General features: G+C 71.8%; 18 protein-coding genes. 12 read left to right on the plus strand and 6 right to left on the minus strand.

All coding sequences use genetic code 11. The annotated features are described in order from the left end of the window. Entirely contained in the window at positions 1–480 is a 480-nt protein-coding gene (locus Apa02nite_RS15965; RefSeq protein ID WP_203825633.1) for an NUDIX hydrolase, read from the plus strand. Positions 481–527: 47 nt separating this feature from the next. Here Apa02nite_RS15965 and Apa02nite_RS15970 read toward each other — a convergent pair whose 3' ends face one another. The 3 genes from Apa02nite_RS15970 to Apa02nite_RS15980 form a co-directional block, all read right to left on the minus strand. Beyond that, entirely contained in the window at positions 528–845 is a 318-nt protein-coding gene (locus Apa02nite_RS15970; RefSeq protein ID WP_203825634.1) for a helix-turn-helix domain-containing protein, read from the minus strand. A gap of 1 nt (position 846) precedes the next feature. Next, positions 847–1,179, minus strand: a complete 333-nt coding sequence (locus tag Apa02nite_RS15975; protein ID WP_203825635.1) for a type II toxin-antitoxin system RelE/ParE family toxin — start codon at positions 1,177–1,179, stop codon at positions 847–849. A gap of 87 nt (positions 1,180–1,266) precedes the next feature. Further along, entirely contained in the window at positions 1,267–2,022 is a 756-nt protein-coding gene (locus Apa02nite_RS15980) for an HAD-IIA family hydrolase (RefSeq protein WP_239164338.1), read from the minus strand. Positions 2,023–2,122: 100 nt separating this feature from the next. Between Apa02nite_RS15980 and Apa02nite_RS51915 the strand changes: the two genes are divergently transcribed. From Apa02nite_RS51915 to Apa02nite_RS15990, 3 genes are all read left to right on the plus strand, one after another. Next, entirely contained in the window at positions 2,123–2,254 is a 132-nt protein-coding gene (locus Apa02nite_RS51915) for a hypothetical protein (RefSeq protein ID WP_275412471.1), read from the plus strand. A 63-nt stretch (positions 2,255–2,317) separates the two neighbouring features. Then, positions 2,318–2,950 carry a formylglycine-generating enzyme family protein gene (locus Apa02nite_RS15985; RefSeq protein WP_203825637.1) on the plus strand — a complete coding sequence of 211 codons (633 nt, stop codon included), beginning with the start codon at positions 2,318–2,320 and terminating at the stop codon, positions 2,948–2,950. Between the two features lie 8 nt (positions 2,951–2,958). Next, the gene (locus Apa02nite_RS15990) at positions 2,959–3,489 is read left to right on the plus strand and encodes a DEAD/DEAH box helicase family protein (RefSeq protein WP_203825638.1); all 531 of its coding nucleotides are present in this window, start codon (positions 2,959–2,961) and stop codon (positions 3,487–3,489) included. Here Apa02nite_RS15990 and Apa02nite_RS15995 read toward each other — a convergent pair. Together Apa02nite_RS15995 and Apa02nite_RS16000 are read right to left on the minus strand one after the other, a co-directional pair. Beyond that, positions 3,458–4,261 carry a phosphotransferase family protein gene (locus Apa02nite_RS15995; RefSeq protein ID WP_239164339.1) on the minus strand — a complete coding sequence of 268 codons (804 nt, stop codon included), beginning with the start codon at positions 4,259–4,261 and terminating at the stop codon, positions 3,458–3,460. The two genes, Apa02nite_RS15990 and Apa02nite_RS15995, sit on opposite strands and share 32 nt — an antisense overlap. 9 nt (positions 4,262–4,270) lie before the next feature. Continuing rightward, positions 4,271–4,873, minus strand: a complete 603-nt coding sequence (locus tag Apa02nite_RS16000) for a TetR/AcrR family transcriptional regulator (protein ID WP_203825639.1) — start codon at positions 4,871–4,873, stop codon at positions 4,271–4,273. A 96-nt stretch (positions 4,874–4,969) separates the two neighbouring features. Here Apa02nite_RS16000 and Apa02nite_RS16005 point away from each other — a divergent pair, with 96 nt between their 5' ends. The 8 genes from Apa02nite_RS16005 to Apa02nite_RS16040 all read left to right on the plus strand — a co-directional run bounded on the left by Apa02nite_RS16005 (position 4,970) and on the right by Apa02nite_RS16040 (position 16,198). Further along, complete coding sequence (locus Apa02nite_RS16005; protein ID WP_203825640.1) at positions 4,970–5,683, plus strand: siderophore-interacting protein; 714 nt, start codon at positions 4,970–4,972, stop codon at positions 5,681–5,683. A gap of 100 nt (positions 5,684–5,783) precedes the next feature. Next, positions 5,784–6,107: a YciI family protein gene (locus Apa02nite_RS16010; RefSeq protein ID WP_203825641.1), complete on the plus strand. Its 324-nt coding sequence runs from the start codon at positions 5,784–5,786 to the stop codon at positions 6,105–6,107. After that, a complete protein-coding gene (locus tag Apa02nite_RS16015; RefSeq protein ID WP_203825642.1) occupies positions 6,104–7,339 on the plus strand; it encodes an RNA polymerase sigma factor in 1,236 nt (411 codons plus the stop codon). Before Apa02nite_RS16010 ends, Apa02nite_RS16015 begins: the two co-directional genes overlap by 4 nt. Before the next feature lie 163 nt (positions 7,340–7,502). Further along, the gene (locus Apa02nite_RS16020; protein WP_239164340.1) at positions 7,503–8,510 is read left to right on the plus strand and encodes a glycosyltransferase family 2 protein; all 1,008 of its coding nucleotides are present in this window, start codon (positions 7,503–7,505) and stop codon (positions 8,508–8,510) included. A gap of 11 nt (positions 8,511–8,521) precedes the next feature. Further along, complete coding sequence (locus Apa02nite_RS16025; protein WP_203825643.1) at positions 8,522–9,724, plus strand: mannosyltransferase family protein; 1,203 nt, start codon at positions 8,522–8,524, stop codon at positions 9,722–9,724. Between the two features lie 157 nt (positions 9,725–9,881). After that, on the plus strand, positions 9,882–12,344 hold the full coding sequence (locus Apa02nite_RS16030; RefSeq protein ID WP_203825644.1) for an IPT/TIG domain-containing protein: 2,463 nt from the start codon (positions 9,882–9,884) through the stop codon (positions 12,342–12,344). Between the two features lie 248 nt (positions 12,345–12,592). Continuing rightward, the gene (locus Apa02nite_RS16035) at positions 12,593–12,862 is read left to right on the plus strand and encodes a hypothetical protein (RefSeq protein WP_157441570.1); all 270 of its coding nucleotides are present in this window, start codon (positions 12,593–12,595) and stop codon (positions 12,860–12,862) included. Positions 12,863–12,943: 81 nt separating this feature from the next. After that, positions 12,944–16,198, plus strand: a complete 3,255-nt coding sequence (locus tag Apa02nite_RS16040; protein ID WP_203825645.1) for a PAS domain S-box protein — start codon at positions 12,944–12,946, stop codon at positions 16,196–16,198. Here Apa02nite_RS16040 and Apa02nite_RS16045 read toward each other — a convergent pair. Then, entirely contained in the window at positions 16,179–17,222 is a 1,044-nt protein-coding gene (locus tag Apa02nite_RS16045; protein WP_239164341.1) for a hypothetical protein, read from the minus strand. The two genes, Apa02nite_RS16040 and Apa02nite_RS16045, sit on opposite strands and share 20 nt — an antisense overlap.

The raw sequence follows: 17,222 nt of genomic DNA on the forward strand, positions 1-17,222 counted from the left end.
GTGGCGGTCACCGAGATGCGGCTGGCGGCGTACGCGATCTGCCTCGAAGAGGACCGCGTGCTGCTCGTCCGGTGTCCGCCGGTGATCGGGCCGGCGCTGTGGACGCTGCCCGGCGGGCGGGTCGAGCACGGCGAGGACCCGGTGGACGCGGTGATCCGGGAGGTCGCCGAGGAGACCGGCTGCGACGGTGTGGTGGAGCGGCTGCTCGGCGTCGACTCCCGGGTGATCCCGTCCGCCGAGCGGCTGAATCGTGGTCCTGACCTGCACAATGTCGGCGTCTTCTATCAGGTTCGGCTCACCGGGGGCTCGCTCCGGCCGGAGCCCGGCGGCGCGACGATCGGGCCGGCCTGGGTCCGGGTCGGTGACGTCGCGGGCGAGGTCCGCTCGTCACTGGTCGATATCGGGCTGGCGCTCGCGGCGCAGCGGCCGGCCACCGGTCATGTGTCCCCGGTCGAGATAGCCGGCCTGCTGCGCCACTGACCGTTCCGGGCGGCCGGCACACCGGTCACCGAGGGAGCGCTTGCTGCCTAGACCGCCACGAGGCCGGCGGAACCGTTGGCGATGTCCACTCGGAAGGACAGGCCGGTCGCCCTGGTCAACCGGGCCAACGTCGCCAGTCCCGGTGCCTCCTCGCCCTTTTCGAGACGGGCGATCGCCGGCTGCTTCAGCCCGGTGACCTCGGCGAGTTTGCGCTGGGAGAGGTCGTGTCCGGCTCGGTACCTCACCACGGCCACCGCAACCTCGCGGGCGAACGCCGTCCGATCCCATTCATCCTGGAACTCGGGATCGGCCTCGCGCCGGTCCTCGATCACTTCTTCGACGGCTTTGAGGTCGGACAGCTTCACGTCAATCCTCCTGCAGTTCGTCCAGCCGTTTTTCCGCCGCCCTGACGGCCCGCCGGAAACCCCGCCGGTCGCTCGCTGCTTCCGGGGCGATCGCGGCGATGACGAAGACCTCGCCCACTCGCCGATACAGCCCCCGCCACGGACTGTTTCCCGCGCGCGGGCGAAGTTCACGGAGCTTTGCCGCCTCGTTGACGTTGCTGGAGTGAGGGAACGGCAATCCAGCGCCAAGGGCGGCAAGCTTCTCGGCCGCGTGGAGCATCGCACCAGCCTCGGTGCCGGGAAGTTTTGCCAGTTCTGCCTCAGCCTCCGGATGTAGGGCAACCTTCCAGGTCATGGTCGGACGATAACGATTCTGTTATCGCTCGACGATACCTCGTCCGGGTTCGTCCTTGCCACTGACCCTGGTCGGGTACCCGCCCGGTCAGGGCGGGGGGAGCAGGGCGGGGAGGTCGGCTATGGAGTTGATGGTGTGGGTGGGGCGGGGGAGGGCTTCGGTGGCCTGCTGGTCGAGGTATTTGCCGGTGCGGACCTGGACCGATGTGGCTCCGGCGGTGATGGCCATCGGGATGTCGGTGGTGCCGTCGTCGCCGACCACCCACAGCAGGTCGGCCGGGGCGGACTGGGCGGCCAGGCGCAGGAAGTCCTGGCTCGGCTTACCCAGGACCCGGGCCGGTTTGCCGGCCGCGAACTCGATGGCGGCGACGATCGCGCCGGTGTCGACGTGGTCGCCGTCGGCGGCGCGGAAATAGCGGCCGCGCTGCAGGGCCAGCAGCTCGGCGCCGGCGCGGACCGCGCGGAAGGCCGCGTCGAGTGCCGGGTAGCTGAGCGTCTCGCGGCAGTCGCCGACGACGACGTGGGTCGGCGGGCCGGCGTCCGGGCTGCGGTGGGCGGCCAACTCGTCCCGGACCGCGCGGTCGGCCAGGACCAGGACGCGGCTGCCCGGCGTGGCGGCGAGGATCTCCCGGGCCGCGATCACCGGGGTGAAGATCTCGCCGAGGGCGACCGGGATGCCCAGGCGGCGGATCCGGTCGACCAGGGTGGCCTCGGACTGCGAATCCGTGTTGGTGAAGATGCGGACGGTGTGGCCGGCTCGGCGCAACTCCACCACGGCGCGGGCTGCGCCCGGCACCGGCTGGCCGCGTTCGATGAGGGTGCCGTCCAGATCGAGCAGTACCACGCGCGGTTCCATGAGCTCCCGTCCGCCGGTGAACCGGGGCAGCCTATCGCGGAGGTCGTCGATATCGTTCACATCGCGGCCGGGCGTGTGGTTCCGGAACGTGGCGGGGCCATCCGGAAAAACGTCGGGGTCGCTCGAGGAGTGTGCCGCGGACGTCGGCGAGGAGTTCACCGCCGGGCAGCGTGCGGCCGTGGAGCAGCGGCACGCGACGGTGCCCGGCAGTCACCGCTGAGCCGGGAAACCCGGTCGAGGAATTGCGGGTAGGGGGATAGGTTTGCCGACTGTGCATGCCGAGATGATTTCTGTGCCGGGTGGGCGGACGACGCTGTCGGATCGTCGTACGCAAAGGTCGTGGGATGTCGAATTTGATTCTTATCTGCTCGGGGCGGTGCCGGTCACGCAGGCGGAATACGCCGAGGTGACCGGGGAACGGCCGGGCAGTGTGCCGGGTGAACGGCTGCCGGTGGAGAGTGTTTCCTGGTGGGACGTGGTGCGGTATTGCAATGCGCGGTCGGAACGGGAAGGTCTGCGCCCGGCCTATCAGGGTGGGGAATGGGACCCGGACGCCGACGGATATCGGCTGCCGACCGAAGCGGAATGGGAGAACGCGTGCCGGGCCGGCACCAGCGGGCCGCGGTACGGGGAACTCGACGAGATCGCCTGGTACCGGGGTAATTCCGGTGAGCGGCCGCACGAGGTGGGCACCCGGGCGCCGAACGCGTGGGGTTTTCACGACATGCTCGGCAACGTGTGGGACTGGTGCTGGGACGTCTACGACGCCGAGGTGTACGGCGAGTACCGGGTGCTGCGCGGTGGCGGATGGTTCGACGAGCAGTGGAGTTGCCGGGCCTCGGTGCGCCGCCGCAGCCACCCCGACCTGAAGATCGAGGACGTCGGGTTCCGGGTGGCCAGAAACGGACGTCCGTGAGGAGAGCGGTGTGGATCAACGGGGTGTCCGGGTCGGGCAAGAGCGCGCTCGCCGCGGTCCTGGCCGGGCGGGGCCTGACCGCGATCGACGCGGACGAGGACCCGGCGCTGGCCGGCTGGGTCGACGAGGACGGCCGGCCGGTCGCCGAGTCGCAGACCGACGCCGGCTGGCTGCGCAGGCACCGCTGGGTGTGGCACCCGGAGCGGCTGGACGAGCTGATCGGCGCGCCCGGGAGCGCGGACGCCGGCACGGTCTACGTGTGCGGGAACGCCGCCAACGACGCCGAGCTGTGGGACCGGTTCGCGCGGGTCGTGCTGCTGGTCGTCGACGAGCCGACGATGCTGGCCCGGCTGGACGACCCGGCGCGGGACAACGACTTCGGCCGGTCGCCCGACGAGCGGGCCCTGTGCGTGGAGTGGCTGCCGAGTTTTCAGCGCGAGCGGCTGGCCCTCGGCGCGATCCTGATCGACGCGACTCAGCCGCTCGAGCAGGTGGCGGATGCCGTGATCACAGCGGGAACAACCACCCCAGCGCCCTGAGCGACTTCTCCACATACTTGATCCGCCCGGCCTCCAGCCCGTAGGCCAGATCCTCCAGGACACCGCACCGGGCGTAGAACACCGCCCGGTCCCGCAATGACGGATCACCCGGCAGCGCGGCCGGCCCGAGATCGCGGAACAGCCGGCCGAGGTCGCAGGCCGGGTCGACCAGCGCCGCGTCACTCCAGTCGATCACGCCGGTGACCTCACCGGCCGCGTCGACGAGCACGTGCTCGATGCCCAGGTCGTTGTGCGAGAAGACGAGGGTGTCACCGTCGGGCGGCGGGGCGGTGTCCAGGAACGCCTCGACCCGGCCGCGGAACGGCGCCGGGAGGTCCCCGGCCACCGCCGGGTAGGTGGCCACCGCCTCGCGCAGCCATTCGGCCAGGGGCAGGTCGTCGACCTCGACCAGGCCTTCCACCCGCGCGGCCGGGACCGCGTGCAGGGCGGCGAGCAGGCCGGTGAGCGCGGCCGGGTGCACCGGCACGGCCAGGTCGAGCAGCGGGGTGCCGGCCAGTTTGCGGTAGGCGAGACATCCCTGCTCGGCCAGGACGAACACCGGCGTGGGCACCGGCACCGGGGAGACCTCGGCGACCAGGGTGAGCAGGCGCGCCTCCCGGTCGGTCTGCTCGGGATCGGGTGCCTTGCTCATCCGTACGATGAGATCGTTGTTGATCTCGTAGGCGAAGTGGTCGACGCCTTCGCCGACGAGGACCACCGACTCCACCCCGAGGCCGGGCTGGCCGGCGGCCACGGCACTGCGCACGTCCACCGGCTCAGGTTACGGCCCGCCGGTCAGGTAGCGGGTCAGCATCGTGATCATCTCCTGCTCGAGCGAGGCCTGGTCGACCTCCGCCGCGCTCAGCCAGTGCACACCCATCTCGACCGTGGTGATCAGCAGGTGGGCCGCGGTGGTGGTGTTCGCGACGTCGACCTCCGGATAGCGGTCGAGCAGGTCACGGATCTCGACGACCCGGTCCTGGTACTGCTCGGTGATCTTGGTGAGCACGTCCGGCCAGCGCAGCGCCTGCTCCATCAGCACGTGCAGCAGCTGCGGGTCGTCCTGGTGCGCCTCGATCGAGGCCTGGACGATGGCCCGCAACTCGTCGGCGAGCGACGCGGCGGGCTCCGGCGAAGCGGGCTTGCCACGGTCCATGTGCCGGGCGAACAGCTCGACCAGGATGGCGTCCTTGCTCGGGTAGTACTGGTACAGCGACCCGATCGACACCCCGGCCCGTTCCGCGATCCGGTTGGTGGTGCCGGCGGCGTAGCCGTGCTCGGCGAAAACGTGAGCAGCCGCGGCCAGGATCCGCTGCCGGGTCAGCTCGGCGCGCACCTGGCGGGGCGTTCGCCGTGGTTGCAGGTTCGTGTCGTCGGGTGTCACGGCGGGTTCCTCACCGGGGTAAAAGCGAGTAGCGGACGATGCGAGCAATTGCTCATAATTACGGCTCGACCTGCGGAAACACTTGAGGTGAGAGCTGTGCCGACCCTACTCGACCGACTCGTGCGCCGCGCCCCGGTGCAGCGCGTCACGCCGGTGACCCCCTGGATGGTGGAGGTCCGGATCGCCGGCCCGGCCCTGCGCGACCTGCCCTGGACGCCGGGTCAGCACCTGACCGTGCTGCCCGGTTCGCCGCACGGGGTGCTCGGCGCGCTGCGCACCGGCTGGCGCAGTTACACGATCTGGGACCTGCACCCGGACGGGGTCCTTGACCTGCGGATCGTCACGCACGGCCACGACGGGCCGGGGACTCGATGGGCGCGGTCGGTCCAGGTGGGCGACGAGGTCGCGGTCACCCCGCCGGAAGGACGCCTCACGGTACGACCGGAAGCGCCGTATCACCTGCTCGTCGGTGAGGAGACCGGCGCCGTGGCGATGGGGGCGATCGCCCGCGCGGTCCCGCCCGGCGCACCGGTGCACGGGGTGATCGAGGTGGACACCCCGGACGACCGGCCGGCGATGCCGCGCGGCGACGAGCTGCAGTGGGCGTACCGCAACGGCGCGAGCGCGGCGTCGTCCCCGGCCCTGCTGGGCGCGCTCAAGACGCTGGTGCTGCCGGACGAGCCCGGTGTCGCCTACGTGGCGGGCGAGGCCCGGACGTGTCAGAAGGTCCGCGCGCACCTGCTGCACGACCGGGGCTGGCCGCGCGCCAACATCCGCCTGCACGCGTACTGGACGGCGAAAATGTCCTGAAAGAATTCTCCGGTGGCGCTGTCGGATCGGGGTGACGGCGTTCGTAGCAGGGGTGAGCGGCGCCCACCCGGGCCGGCCGGACCAGAGGAGATGTTCAGCGATGCAGTACCTGTTCTCGGTGATCCACGACAGTGAGGCCCTGGCCACCGACGAGGAGATGGCGGCCATCGACGTGTTCAACGACCGGCTGCAGGCCGACGGGCACTGGGTGTTCGCCGGCGGGCTGGGCTTCCCGTACTCGGCCACCGTGATCGACAACCGGGGCGGCGACGCGCTGGTCACCGACGGGCCGTTCGTGGAGTCGAAGGAATACCTGGCCGGCTTCTGGATCATCGAGGCGGCCGACCTGGACGTGGCGCTCCGGCTCGCCACCGAGGCGTCGCAGCACTGCAACCGCAAGGTCGAGGTCCGGCCGTTCCTGTGAGCGACACCGACGTTCCCGCGGCGATCACCGCGGCGCACCGGTCCGAGTGGGCCCGGGTGGTCGCCGCGCTGGCCCGGCGCTTCGGTGACCTCGACATCGCCGAGGAGGCGGCCGCCGAGGCCTGGGCGGCAGCCGTCGAGAGGTGGCCGGCCGACGGGGTGCCGCCGAACCCGGGCGCCTGGCTGACCACCACCGCCACCCGCAAGGCCATCGACCGGATCCGCCGCGAGAACAAGCGCGACGGCAAACACCGGGAGGCCCTGATCCTGTACGACGACGGAGCGCCCGAGCCGACCGGCCCGATCGACGACGAACGGCTCCGGCTGATCTTCACCTGCTGTCACCCGGCGCTGGCCCCGCAGACCCGGGTGGCGCTGACCCTGCGCCTGGTCGGCGGGCTGACCGTGGCCGAGATCGCCCGTGCCTTCCTGGTGCAGGAGTCCACGATGGGCCAGCGGATCACCCGGGCCAAAGCCAAGATCGCCCAGGCGCGGATCCCGTACCGGGTGCCGTCCGCCGAGGACCTGCCGGCCCGGGTCGCCGGGGTGCTCGCCGTGCTGTTCCTGGTCTACAACGAGGGGTACCTGGCGACCGGCCCGGACACCGACCCGGTCCGGCGTGACCTGACCGGCGAGGCGATCCGGCTCACCCGGCTGATCCGCGCGCTGCTGCCCGGCGACGGCGAGGTGGCCGGGCTGCTGGCGCTGATGCTGCTCACCGAGTCCCGGCACGCCGCCCGGGTGTCGGCCACCGGCGAGCTGGTCACCCTGGACGAGCAGGACCGGGGCAGCTGGGACACCGGCCTGATCGCCGAGGGCCACCGGCTGGTCCGCGAGCGGCTGGCCGCCCGGGTGGCGCCGGGCCGCTACCAGATCCTCGCCGCGATCAACGCGGTGCACACCTCGGCCCGCGACATCCGCGACACCGACTGGTCACAGATCGTCGCGCTCTACGACCAGCTCGTCCACGTCGACCCGTCGCCGGTCGTGGTGCTGAACCGGGCCATCGCGGTCGCCGAGTTGGACGGTCCGGACGTGGCACTGGCCGCTGCCGACCGGCTCGACGGCGCCCTGGCCGGGTACCACGCCTACCACGCGACCCGCGCCGACCTGCTGCGCCGGCTGGGCCGCGGACCGGAGGCGCGGGCGGCCTACGACCGGGCGATCGCGCTGGCCGGCAACACCGCGGAGATCGCGTACCTGAGCCGCCGGCGCGACCAGTTGGGACGGTAGCGCGAACTTTCCGCCGGGGGCGTGCAACCGATCCGGCCGCCGATCCGTCACGCTCGGTGCCGATATTCCCGGGTTCGTGCCACACCCCGGGAGAACCCGGGCTCTCGCGTCCGTCATGGACCAGCCTCGTCGCGGAGATGATCACGACGAGGGGGAGATGGCGATGATGACGCAGCGACATCGCGGGACGGGCGCCGGCGAGGACACGCCGCGGCTGTCCGTGGTCGTACCGGTGTTCAACGAACAGGAGGTGCTGCCGCTGTTCGCGGCCAGGCTGCGGCCGGTGCTGGACCGTCTCGGGATGTCGTACGAGGTGCTGACCGTCGACGACGGCAGCCGCGACGCGACAGCGGCCGTGCTCGAGGCGATGCGCGGGTCGTGGCCGCAGCTGCGGGTGGTCCGGCTGCGCCGCAACAGCGGGCACCAGAACGCGCTCACCGCGGGCCTGCACCGCTCCCGCGGGCAGTACGTGGTGAGCATCGACGTGGACCTGCAGGACCCGCCGGAGGTGATCGCCGAGATGCTGCGGCTCGCCGAGGCGGAGAACCTGGACGTGGTGCACGGCGTCCGCTCCGACCGCAGCTCGGACAGCGCGTTCAAACGCGGTACGGCCGGGCTGTACTACCGGATGATCCGGCGCGTGGTCGGCGCCGCGGTGCCGCCCAACGCCGGTGACTTCCGGCTGCTCAGCCGGACCGCGGTGAACGGGCTCGTCGACCTGCCCGAGCACCTGCCGGTCTACCGGCTGCTGGTGCCGTGGCTGGGGCTGCCCAGCGGCGAGGTGGCCTACGTCCGGGAGAAACGCGCGGCCGGCCGGTCGAAGTACCCGCTGGCCAAGATGATCCGGCTGGCGCTGGACAGCGTCACCGGCTTCTCGGCCGCGCCGCTGCGGGTCGCCACCTGGCTGGGCTGCGCCGGGATCGCCCTGTGCGCGGTGCTGGCGCTGGGCGGGACGGCCGCCTACGTGTGGGGTGACGTGGTGCCCGGCTGGACCTCGATCGTGCTGGCGGTGGTGTTCCTCGGCGCGCTGCAACTGCTCTGCCTGGGTCTGCTCGGCGAGTACGTGGCGCGGATCTTCACCACGTTGCAGGGCCGGCCGGCGTACGTGGTCGCGTCGGACTCCGGGTCGGCCGCCGCGCCGGTCCGCGAGTACGCGACGTCCGGGCGATAGGGGAGGGCAGCATGCCGACTCTGCTGGCTCCCGAGAAGTCTGCTGTCGTCGTACCGGAAAGTCTGCTCCTGCCGCGCCGCGGCCCGTGGCGGACCGCCTGCCTGGCGGCGCTCGCGGTCTGGTCGGTGATGACCGTCATGCATGTCGCGGTGAGCGTGCTCGCCTGGCTGCCCCGCAGGGACGGTCAGGTCCCGGACCTGTGGTCGGTCCTGCTCGGCTGGAACAGCTGGGACGCCGGGCACTACCTGACGATCGCCGAGCACGGCTACCACCTGGGCCCCGGCTACCCGGCGTTCTTCCCGCTCTACCCGCTGCTGATCCACGTCGTGGACGCGGTGCTGCCCGGACCGGGACTGATCGCGGCGCTGGTGGTGGCGAACCTCGCCGCGTTCGGTGCCCTCGCGGTGCTGTACCGGCTCGCCGACCACGAGTTCGGCCCGCGGGTGGCGCAGCGGGCCACCTGGTACCTGGCGGTGTTCCCGACCGGCTTCTTCCTGTTCATCGGCTACAACGAATCACTGTTCCTGCTGCTCGCCGTCGGTGCGCTCTACGCCGGGCGGCGCGGGCACTGGTGGCTGGCCGGCCTGCTCGGCGGGTTGTCGTCGGCGACCCGGCTGTTCGGGGTGCTGCTGGTGCTGCCGCTCGCGGTCGAATACCTGCGGCAGCTCGGCTGGCGGCCGCGCCGGATCCGCCCGGACGTGCTGGCCCTGGCGCTGGTGCCGGTGGGCGTGATCGCCTACAGCGTGTTCTGCCTGATCGACCTGGGCAGCCCCCTGGCGTTCAGCATCGCCCAGGACCAATGGGGACGGCGCTACACCATTCCCGGCGGGGCGTGGGTGTCCTCGATCGATCAGATGGGCGGGCACGGCCCGCTGCACCCGTCGACGCTGGCCGCGATCCTGGACGCCGGCACGGTGCTGGTCGCGGTGGTGCTGCTGGTGTGCGGCGTGCGCGGCCGGTTCCGGTTCCGCCGCGACCAGGTCTACCTCGTGGTGCAGGGCGCGCTCACCCTGCTGATGCTGATGTCGACCGAGGTGGCCGGCCGGTCCATGCAGTCGTCGGCGCGGTACGCCATGGAGGCGGTGGCGATCTTCTTCGTGCTGGGCCGGATGGGCGCCAACCAGCTCGTCGACCGCGCCGTCCTGATCGTCGGGGTGTCGTTGCACGCGGTGTTCCTGGTGGTCTTCATGGCGAGCACGTTCCTGGTCGCCTGACCGCTTCCGTCCGACCTATCCGCGATATGTGACTCTCAGCAAATGCCGTCATACGGCAAGTTACGCTCCCTGGCGAGATGGCCCGTCAGCAGGCGAGATGCACGGGCGCAACCCCAACTTTCACCAACGGTTTCGCGGAACCGTGGGAGGACAACGCATGTCCAGAATTCTGCGCCGCACCCGCACGCGGCTGGTCCGGGCCGGACTGACGACCGGGGTGGTGGGCGCTGCCCTCCTGGTCGCGCCGCAGGCCGCGTTCGCCGCGCCGAGCATCGGCCCGGCGGTGGTCGCGCCGGGTGGCAACGCGTCGCTGATGGATCCACAGGTCACCTTCGCGGCGAGCCCGGCGGTACAGCTGGTGCCGGCGTCCGCCGCCACCTGCCCGGTCAAGTTCAGCGCGATCTCCGCGGCCGGCCCGTGGAACGCCACGAACGCGTCCCGGCCGAACGCCAACATGGTCGGGTTCACGGTGCCGGCGGTGAACGGTCCGACGGCGGGCACCAACGGCGCGGTGCGGCCGTACCTCGCCTGCGTCTACGAGGGCACCAACGTCGGCGTCAGCTCCCTGCAGGGCGGCACCTCGTTCTTCCTGGGCACGCCGGTGTCGGCCACCCCGTCCAGCGGGCCGGGCGGCGGTGGCGGTCAGGTGACCGTGTCCGCGGCGACACCGCTGTTCACCGGGCTGTCCGCGGTGAGCGCGATGTTCACCACCGGCGCCTGCACGACGTACCCGACCGCGAACACCCCGCAGAACATGGTCGGCACGGTCAGCAAACTGACCGCCGCCGGGCTGTCGCTGACCGTGCCGTCCGGTGTGGTCGCCGCCGGCGCGTCCCCGGCGCAGTACAGCATCTGCCTCTACGACGCCTCGACCTCGGCCGCGGCCGGGGCGCTGCTCTCCGTCGGGCAGTACACCGCCACCCTGGTCAGCGTCACCCCGAGCGGCGGCTCCTACCTCAACAGCGTGGGGATCACCGCCAGCTCCGGGAGCGCCTTCCTCTCCGGGGTCACCGCCCCGGCCGTGCTGCTCGTCGCGAACGGCGGCTGCCCGGGCACCTGGTCCACCACGGCGATCAACGGCACCCCGCCGGTGGTCGTCGCGGGTGCCGGGGTGCGCCGGCTGTCGAACACCCGGGCCGCGGTGACCGTGCCGCCGCTGCCGATCAGCAACGGTCAGCCGACGCCGTACCAGGTGTGCTTCTACGCCAACAACACCACCGGGGCGCTGCTCGGCAGCAGCGTCTACACCGCCGCGATCGTGGCCACGCCCAGCTCGGTGAGCCCGGCGGCGGGACCGGCCGCCGGCGGCAACACCATCACGGTGGTGGGCGCCGACTTCCCGACCGATCCGGGACGGATCACCGCCACGCTCGGCGGCGCGGCGCTGACCAACATCCAGTCGCTGAGTGACAAGGCGTTCACCGCGCTGGCGCCGCCGCACTCGGTGGAGAACAACGTCGCGCTGGTGGTGAGCACGCCGGCCGGGACGCGGGCGCTGGCCGGGGCGTACTCGTACCTGAACCCGATCCGGGTGAGCCCGAACACGGCGCCGAACACCACCCCGGCGGTCGACGTCTCGGTGCTGGGCACCGGGCTGATGGGCACCAACTTCGGCACCGGCGGGAACGCCGGGCGGGTGTTCCTGGTGGACGGGTCGTACAACGGGGCCGACGCCGGGGCCGGGGTGCGCGCGAACGGGCCGGTCGCCGAGTGTCTCAACGTCCTGGTGATCAGCGACGAGGAACTGGTCTGCACGCTGCAGCTGAACCGCCGGCTCAACGCGCAGGGCGGTGACTTCTTCAACCCGATGACCTACACCAACCTGCTGACCACGGACGTCTCCACCACGGCCGGCAGCCGGGTGATCATGTCGGCGGCCGGTAAGTTCAACGCCAACGACGCCGGTCAGCCGATCGTCCAGGCCGCCAACGCCAACATCCCGGTGAACAGCATCGTCACCGCGGTGCTCAGCCCCACCAAGGCGGTCATCTCGGCGCCGGCCACCGCCACCTCCGGCGCCGCGTTCACCGCGACGATCGGCAACAGCACCGCGGTCCGGACGTTCCCGAACGCGCTGATCACGACGGCCGGCAGTGTCACCGTGAGCCTGGCGTCCGGCGCCTTCACCCGGGCCGACGTGGGACGGCAGTTCTTCGCCACGCCGGGCGTGCCGAACGGCACCACGATCGTGTCGATGGCGCCGGGCGGTGCCACCGCCACGCTGTCCGCGCCGGCCACCCTCGGCACCGCCGGGTCGCTGACCAACGTCTCGTTCAGCGACACCGCCACCACGCTGACCGGGTCGTCGCTGCTCGCCACGGACGTCAACGCGGTGATCGGCGCGAACCAGCTGGGCATCCCGGCCGGCACCGTGCTGACCGCGGTCACCCCGGGCACCAGCGCCACGCTGTCGGCGGCCGCGACGGCCGTGGGCGCCGGCGTGACGCTTCCGGTCAACCGGCCGGTCGTCGCGTCGCTCTACGCGGCCGCGCCGGTCGTCGAGGGCGCGTACAACCTGGTGGTGGTCAGCAACGGAGCGCCGGACGCGATGGCCAACGATCCGGACTACTACCAGACCGACGTGACGAGCAGTTCGACGTTCACGGTGGCCTCGTTCTGAGCGGTCCGTTCCACCTGTGAAAGCACGCGGCCCGGCGCACTCGCGCCGGGCCGCGTCGCGTTCCGGCGACAACGGTGAACGGCGGACTGACCTGCATGCCGTGACCGATCGGGTGGCGGTCAGTTAGACGGACAGCTGAACCTGCGGGATGGACACCAACGATCTTCGTGGGCGTTTCTCGCGCACTGACGATCAACGGCACCCATGCTGTCGTCAATCGTCATCACAACGGAGTTGGGGAGACATCGGTGTCTGTGGGAACCACGCTCGATCGACTGGTGGACGAATTCGTCACGGCGATGTACCAGCACGGGCTGGACATTGATCGGCAGGTGGTGGAGGCGGAGATGCGGGAGCGGATCGAGGCGATCGCCGAGCGGCTCCGGCTCGACCCGCAGACGGTCCTGCGCGACCACGTCCGCGACGGCTGGGGCCGGCAGATGTCGGTCGCGGTGATCGAGCAGGTCCGGGGAGAGCGGCTGGTCGAGGCGGGCGGGCCGCCGCTGTTCGCTGGCTGACGTCGTCGCCGGCATTCTCGCGCCGCGCCGTTTCGTGCCGGCGTTCTCAGGTCACGCCGTTTTGTGCCGACGTGGCCAGTGATGGATACCACGGTTGAACCGGCGCGTTCGGGGCACGGGGCGCTGACGGATCCCGGCCGGCTCGCCGCCGTGACGGCGACCGGCCTGCTGGAGACCACCTCGCCGGCCTTGGACGAGCTCACCGCGCTGGCGGCCCGGCTGGTCGGCACCCGGGTGGCGCTGGTGAACCTGGTCGGCGCGGAATCGCAGATCTCGGTCAGTCACCACGGGGTGCCGGCGTCGCCGGGGGCGCGGCAGTTGCCGCTGACGCACTCGTACTGCCGGCACGTCGTGGAATCCGGGGAGCCGCTCGTGGTTCCCGACGCCCGGGAGCATCCGCTGCTGCGCGGCAACCCGGCGATCGCGGACTTCCGGGCCCTGGCCTACCTGGGGGTGCCGGTGCGGTCACCGGACGGTCTGGTGCTGGGCACGTTGTGCGCCTTCCACAGCGACGTCCGGACCTGGTCGGACGCCGACGTGGCGACGATGACCGGCCTCGCCGCGGTCGCCTCCGGCGAGGTGGCGACCCGCACCGCGCTGACCGGGCGGCAGCGCGGCGACAACCGGGAGATGCGGCAGGTCCTGGACAGCGCCCTGGACGCGTTCGTCGCCGCCGGCCCGGACGGTCTGGTGACCGGCTGGAACCGGGCGGCCGAGCAGCTGTTCGGCTGGACCGAGGCGGAGGTGCTCGGGCGGCCGGTCGGGGAGCTGCTGACCGCCGGCACGGGCCGGCCGGCGTTCACCACCTGGCTCGCCGCGGTGAGCGCCACCCGGTCGGCCGACCAGCGCGGCGAGTTCGAGGCGATGCACTGCCTGGGACCGCGCCGGTTCCCGGTCGAGGTGTCGGCGACCGCGCGGGAACCGGTCGTGCACATGTTCGTCCGGGACCTCTCCGGGGTCCGGCGCAGCGAGCAGCTCCGCAAACTCGAGTACGCGGTGGCCGGCGCGCTGGCCGCCGCCCAGAGCGCGGAACAGGCCGCCGAGGCCGTCGTCGCCCGGGTCGGCGAAGGGCTGCGCTGGCCGTACGTGGAGTTCTGGCACCTGGACACCACCGCCGACGAGCGCCTGGTCCGGCTCGCGGAGTGGTCCAGCGACACGGCGCGGACCGCGCCGATGCGGGCCGTGGTCGAGCTCGGCCGCGACGCCGGGGTGCTCGGCGAGGTGCGGGACTCCTCGGCGGCCCGCTGGATCACCGGCCTGCCCGGGGCGGATCCGCTGCGGGGCGCTGTCGCGGGGGCGGCCGGCCTGCGGACCGTGGTGGCCGTCCCGGTGCGCAACGGCACCGACGTGGTCGGCATCCTGGCCGCCTTCGACCGCCGCGACACCCCGCCGGACACCGAGCTGATGGCCGCCCTCGAGTCGATCGCCGCGCACATCGGCCAGTACGTCCACCGGCGCCGCGCGATCGACCTCGAACTCGAACTCAGCCGGGCCCAGCGGCACTTCGACCTGGTGGTCGGCAACCTCGACGACTTCCTCTGGACCGTACGGGTCACCACCGACGGCGCGGTCCGCATGATCTACGCCAGTCCCAACAACACCGGGATCTTCGGCGGGACCGCACCGGCCGGCGGCGACCTGGGCCTGGCGATGGCCGGCATGATGCACCCGGACGACCGGGCCGAGTTCCTCACCTTCCGCGACACCCTGGTCGCCGGGCAGCCGTCCCAGGTGGTGAGCCGGCTGATCGGCCGGGACGGGGTGACCCGCTGGGTGTGGACCCGGGGCTACCCGCGCAGCGACAACGGCCAGCTGCTCGTCGACGGCGTGTGCAGCGACGTCACCGAACGGCACCTGGACAACGTACGGCTGCGCCAGCAGGCCGAACTGCTCGACCTGGCGCCGACTGCGGTGATCGTCCGGGACCTCGAGCACCGGATCACCTACTGGAACCGCGGTGCCGAAGCGGTCTACGGCTGGAAGTCGGCCGCCGTGCTCGGCCGGTACACCCATCGCCTGCTCGACACCCGGTACCCGGTCTCCCGCACCATCGTCGACCAGACGCTCGCCGACACCGGCGGGTGGATCGGCGAGGTGGGCCACCTGCGCAGCGACGGCACCCGGATCGTGGTGCTCTCCCACCAGGGTGTGCAGCGCGACGACGACGGCCAGCCGATGGCCATCCTCGAGGTCAACGTCGACGTCACCGCGCGCCGGCACGCCGAACGCCGGCTCGCCGACAGCGAGAAGCGGCTGCGGACCCAGTTCTCCCTGGTCACCGTCGGACAGGCGGCGATCTCCCTGGAGGGCCGGTTCCAGGAGGTCAACCCGGCCCTGGCCGACATCCTCGGCCGGACCGTCACCGACCTCGAAGGCGTCACCCTCGACCAGGTCACCCACCCCGAGGACCGCGACGACAACCACCGGACCGCCGCCTACATGTTCACCGAGGACCAGCCCACCGGCCGCTACCTGCGCCTGCTGCACGCCGACGGCCGGGCCGTCGACGCCGAGGTCGGGATGTCGCTGGTCCGGGACAGCGACGGCCAGCCGGTCAGCTTCATCGCCGTGGTCCAGGACGTCACCGCCCGGCTGGCCGCCGAACGGGAACGCGACGCCGCCGCCCTGCAGCTCGCCGACCGCAACACCGAGCTGCAGCACATCAACGGCCGGCTCGCCGACGCCAACACCCTCAAGCTCGACCTGATGGGCATGATGTCCCACGAGATCGGCACACCGCTGAACACCATCGGCGGGTACGCCGACATGATGCTCGCCGACGCCGAGCAGCTCTCCCCGGCGCACCGCAAGGGCCTCGGCGTGATCGTCCGCTCCACCGAGCGCCTCAACCAGCTGCGCGCCGAGATCCTCACCATGTGCACGATCGACGGCGGTCACCTGCAGGCCAGCCCGGAACCGGTCCGGCTGGCCCCGGCCCTGCACGACACGGTCACCAGCCTGGAGATCGACGTGCCGGTGCACTGCCCGGACGACCTGCTGGCCCTGGTGCATCCGAGCCACCTGCAGCAGATCGTCACCAACTTCTGCACCAACGCCGGCAAGTACGCCGGTGGCGTCACCGCGATCACCGCCGAACGGCACGGCGACCGGGTCCGGATCGCGGTGCACGACGACGGGCCGGGCATCCCCGCGCTGCTGCGGCCGCACCTGTTCGAGCGGTTCACCCGCTCCACCGACAACAACCCGGCGGTGCAGGGCCACGGCCTCGGCCTCTACATCGTCAAGGGCCTGGCCGAGGCGAACAACGGTTCGGTCGCCCACCAGCCCGCCGAACCCACCGGCAGCATCTTCTCCCTCACCCTCCCCGCCGGCTGAACGCCCTCAACCCGAGGCGTTCCCCGACGTGCTCGGTGAACCAGGCGTCATAGTCATCATCAAGATCAAGATCATTTTGTACGGCCGCGCACCACTCCGGGCGGTCCAGAACGACGCGGATCCGGTCTTCTGGATCGGTGCCGAGGTCGCCCGCCCCGCCGTGGTCCAGCTGATTGACGAGGACCGCAGCCTGCACGAACCGCTCGGAACTCGGCGACTGCCCGCCGAGGTGGTCCGCGAAGGCGGCCAGCACGATCGGTGCGGCCGGATAGCCCCGCAGAGTTTGACCCATGCCGTCGGCAGCGGCCATCTGGCACAGCAACCGGCCGGTGTGGTCGATCAGCTCGTCGTCAGGATCCGCGGCCACGATCGCGGTGTGCAGATCGGCGGCGACCGCCACCCGGCCGGCGAAGTAGCCGTTGAGGAAGTCGCCGTCGCAGGAGTGGCGCAGCAGCCAGTCCCGGGCCACGCTGATCCCGACCGGGAGGAGGGCCTCGACCACGTAGACGCGGCCCCAGCCGGCGACCCGCTGAGCCAGCCAGAGCAGGGCCTCCCCGCCGCCACGGCGTCGTTGCAACGCGTGGGCGGCCAGCGGGCCGAAATGGTTGGAGAGCAGGCCGATGGTCTGGATCAGCGGGATGTCCGCCCCGGTCCAGTCGGCGGCGAGCAGCGCCAGACCGACCGTGGCCGAGTTGCGGTCGGTGCTGTGCCGGACCAGGTGGCGGCCGGTCGCCCGGACCCGATCCCGATCGGCCCGCAGCGCCGCGGCGGTGATGTGGTCGTTGAGGTGGATCGGCACGTCGATGGTGCGGAACGCGCCGGTCAGGTCGCCCGGCTGGGCGGTCGGATCGGCGAAGTGCCGATCGAGGATGGCGGCGGCGTCGATGCCTCGCCGCCGTTGGTCGTCGCCGGAGTCGGGCCGGTCATCATCGGCGTCGGGGTAGGGATCGCCGTCGCGGGGGAGCGGGGCGTCCGGGGTGAGCCGATGCAGGCGCAGGGCGTGGTCGAACAGGGTGGCGCTCAC

Origin of the sequence: Actinoplanes palleronii (assembly GCF_016862315.1) — a bacterium.
Taxonomy (GTDB): Bacteria; Actinomycetota; Actinomycetes; order Mycobacteriales; family Micromonosporaceae; genus Actinoplanes; species Actinoplanes palleronii.

Coding starts and splice junctions, on each gene's coding strand:
- Apa02nite_RS15975 (WP_203825635.1), bottom strand. CDS start 1,179: ATGACCTGGAAGGTTGCCCTACATCCGGAGGCTGAGGCAGAACTGGCA.
- Apa02nite_RS15985 (WP_203825637.1), top strand. CDS start 2,318: ATGATTTCTGTGCCGGGTGGGCGGACGACGCTGTCGGATCGTCGTACG.
- Apa02nite_RS16010 (WP_203825641.1), top strand. CDS start 5,784: ATGCAGTACCTGTTCTCGGTGATCCACGACAGTGAGGCCCTGGCCACC.
- Apa02nite_RS16020 (WP_239164340.1), top strand. CDS start 7,503: ATGATGACGCAGCGACATCGCGGGACGGGCGCCGGCGAGGACACGCCG.
- Apa02nite_RS16025 (WP_203825643.1), top strand. CDS start 8,522: ATGCCGACTCTGCTGGCTCCCGAGAAGTCTGCTGTCGTCGTACCGGAA.
- Apa02nite_RS16030 (WP_203825644.1), top strand. CDS start 9,882: ATGTCCAGAATTCTGCGCCGCACCCGCACGCGGCTGGTCCGGGCCGGA.
- Apa02nite_RS16040 (WP_203825645.1), top strand. CDS start 12,944: ATGGATACCACGGTTGAACCGGCGCGTTCGGGGCACGGGGCGCTGACG.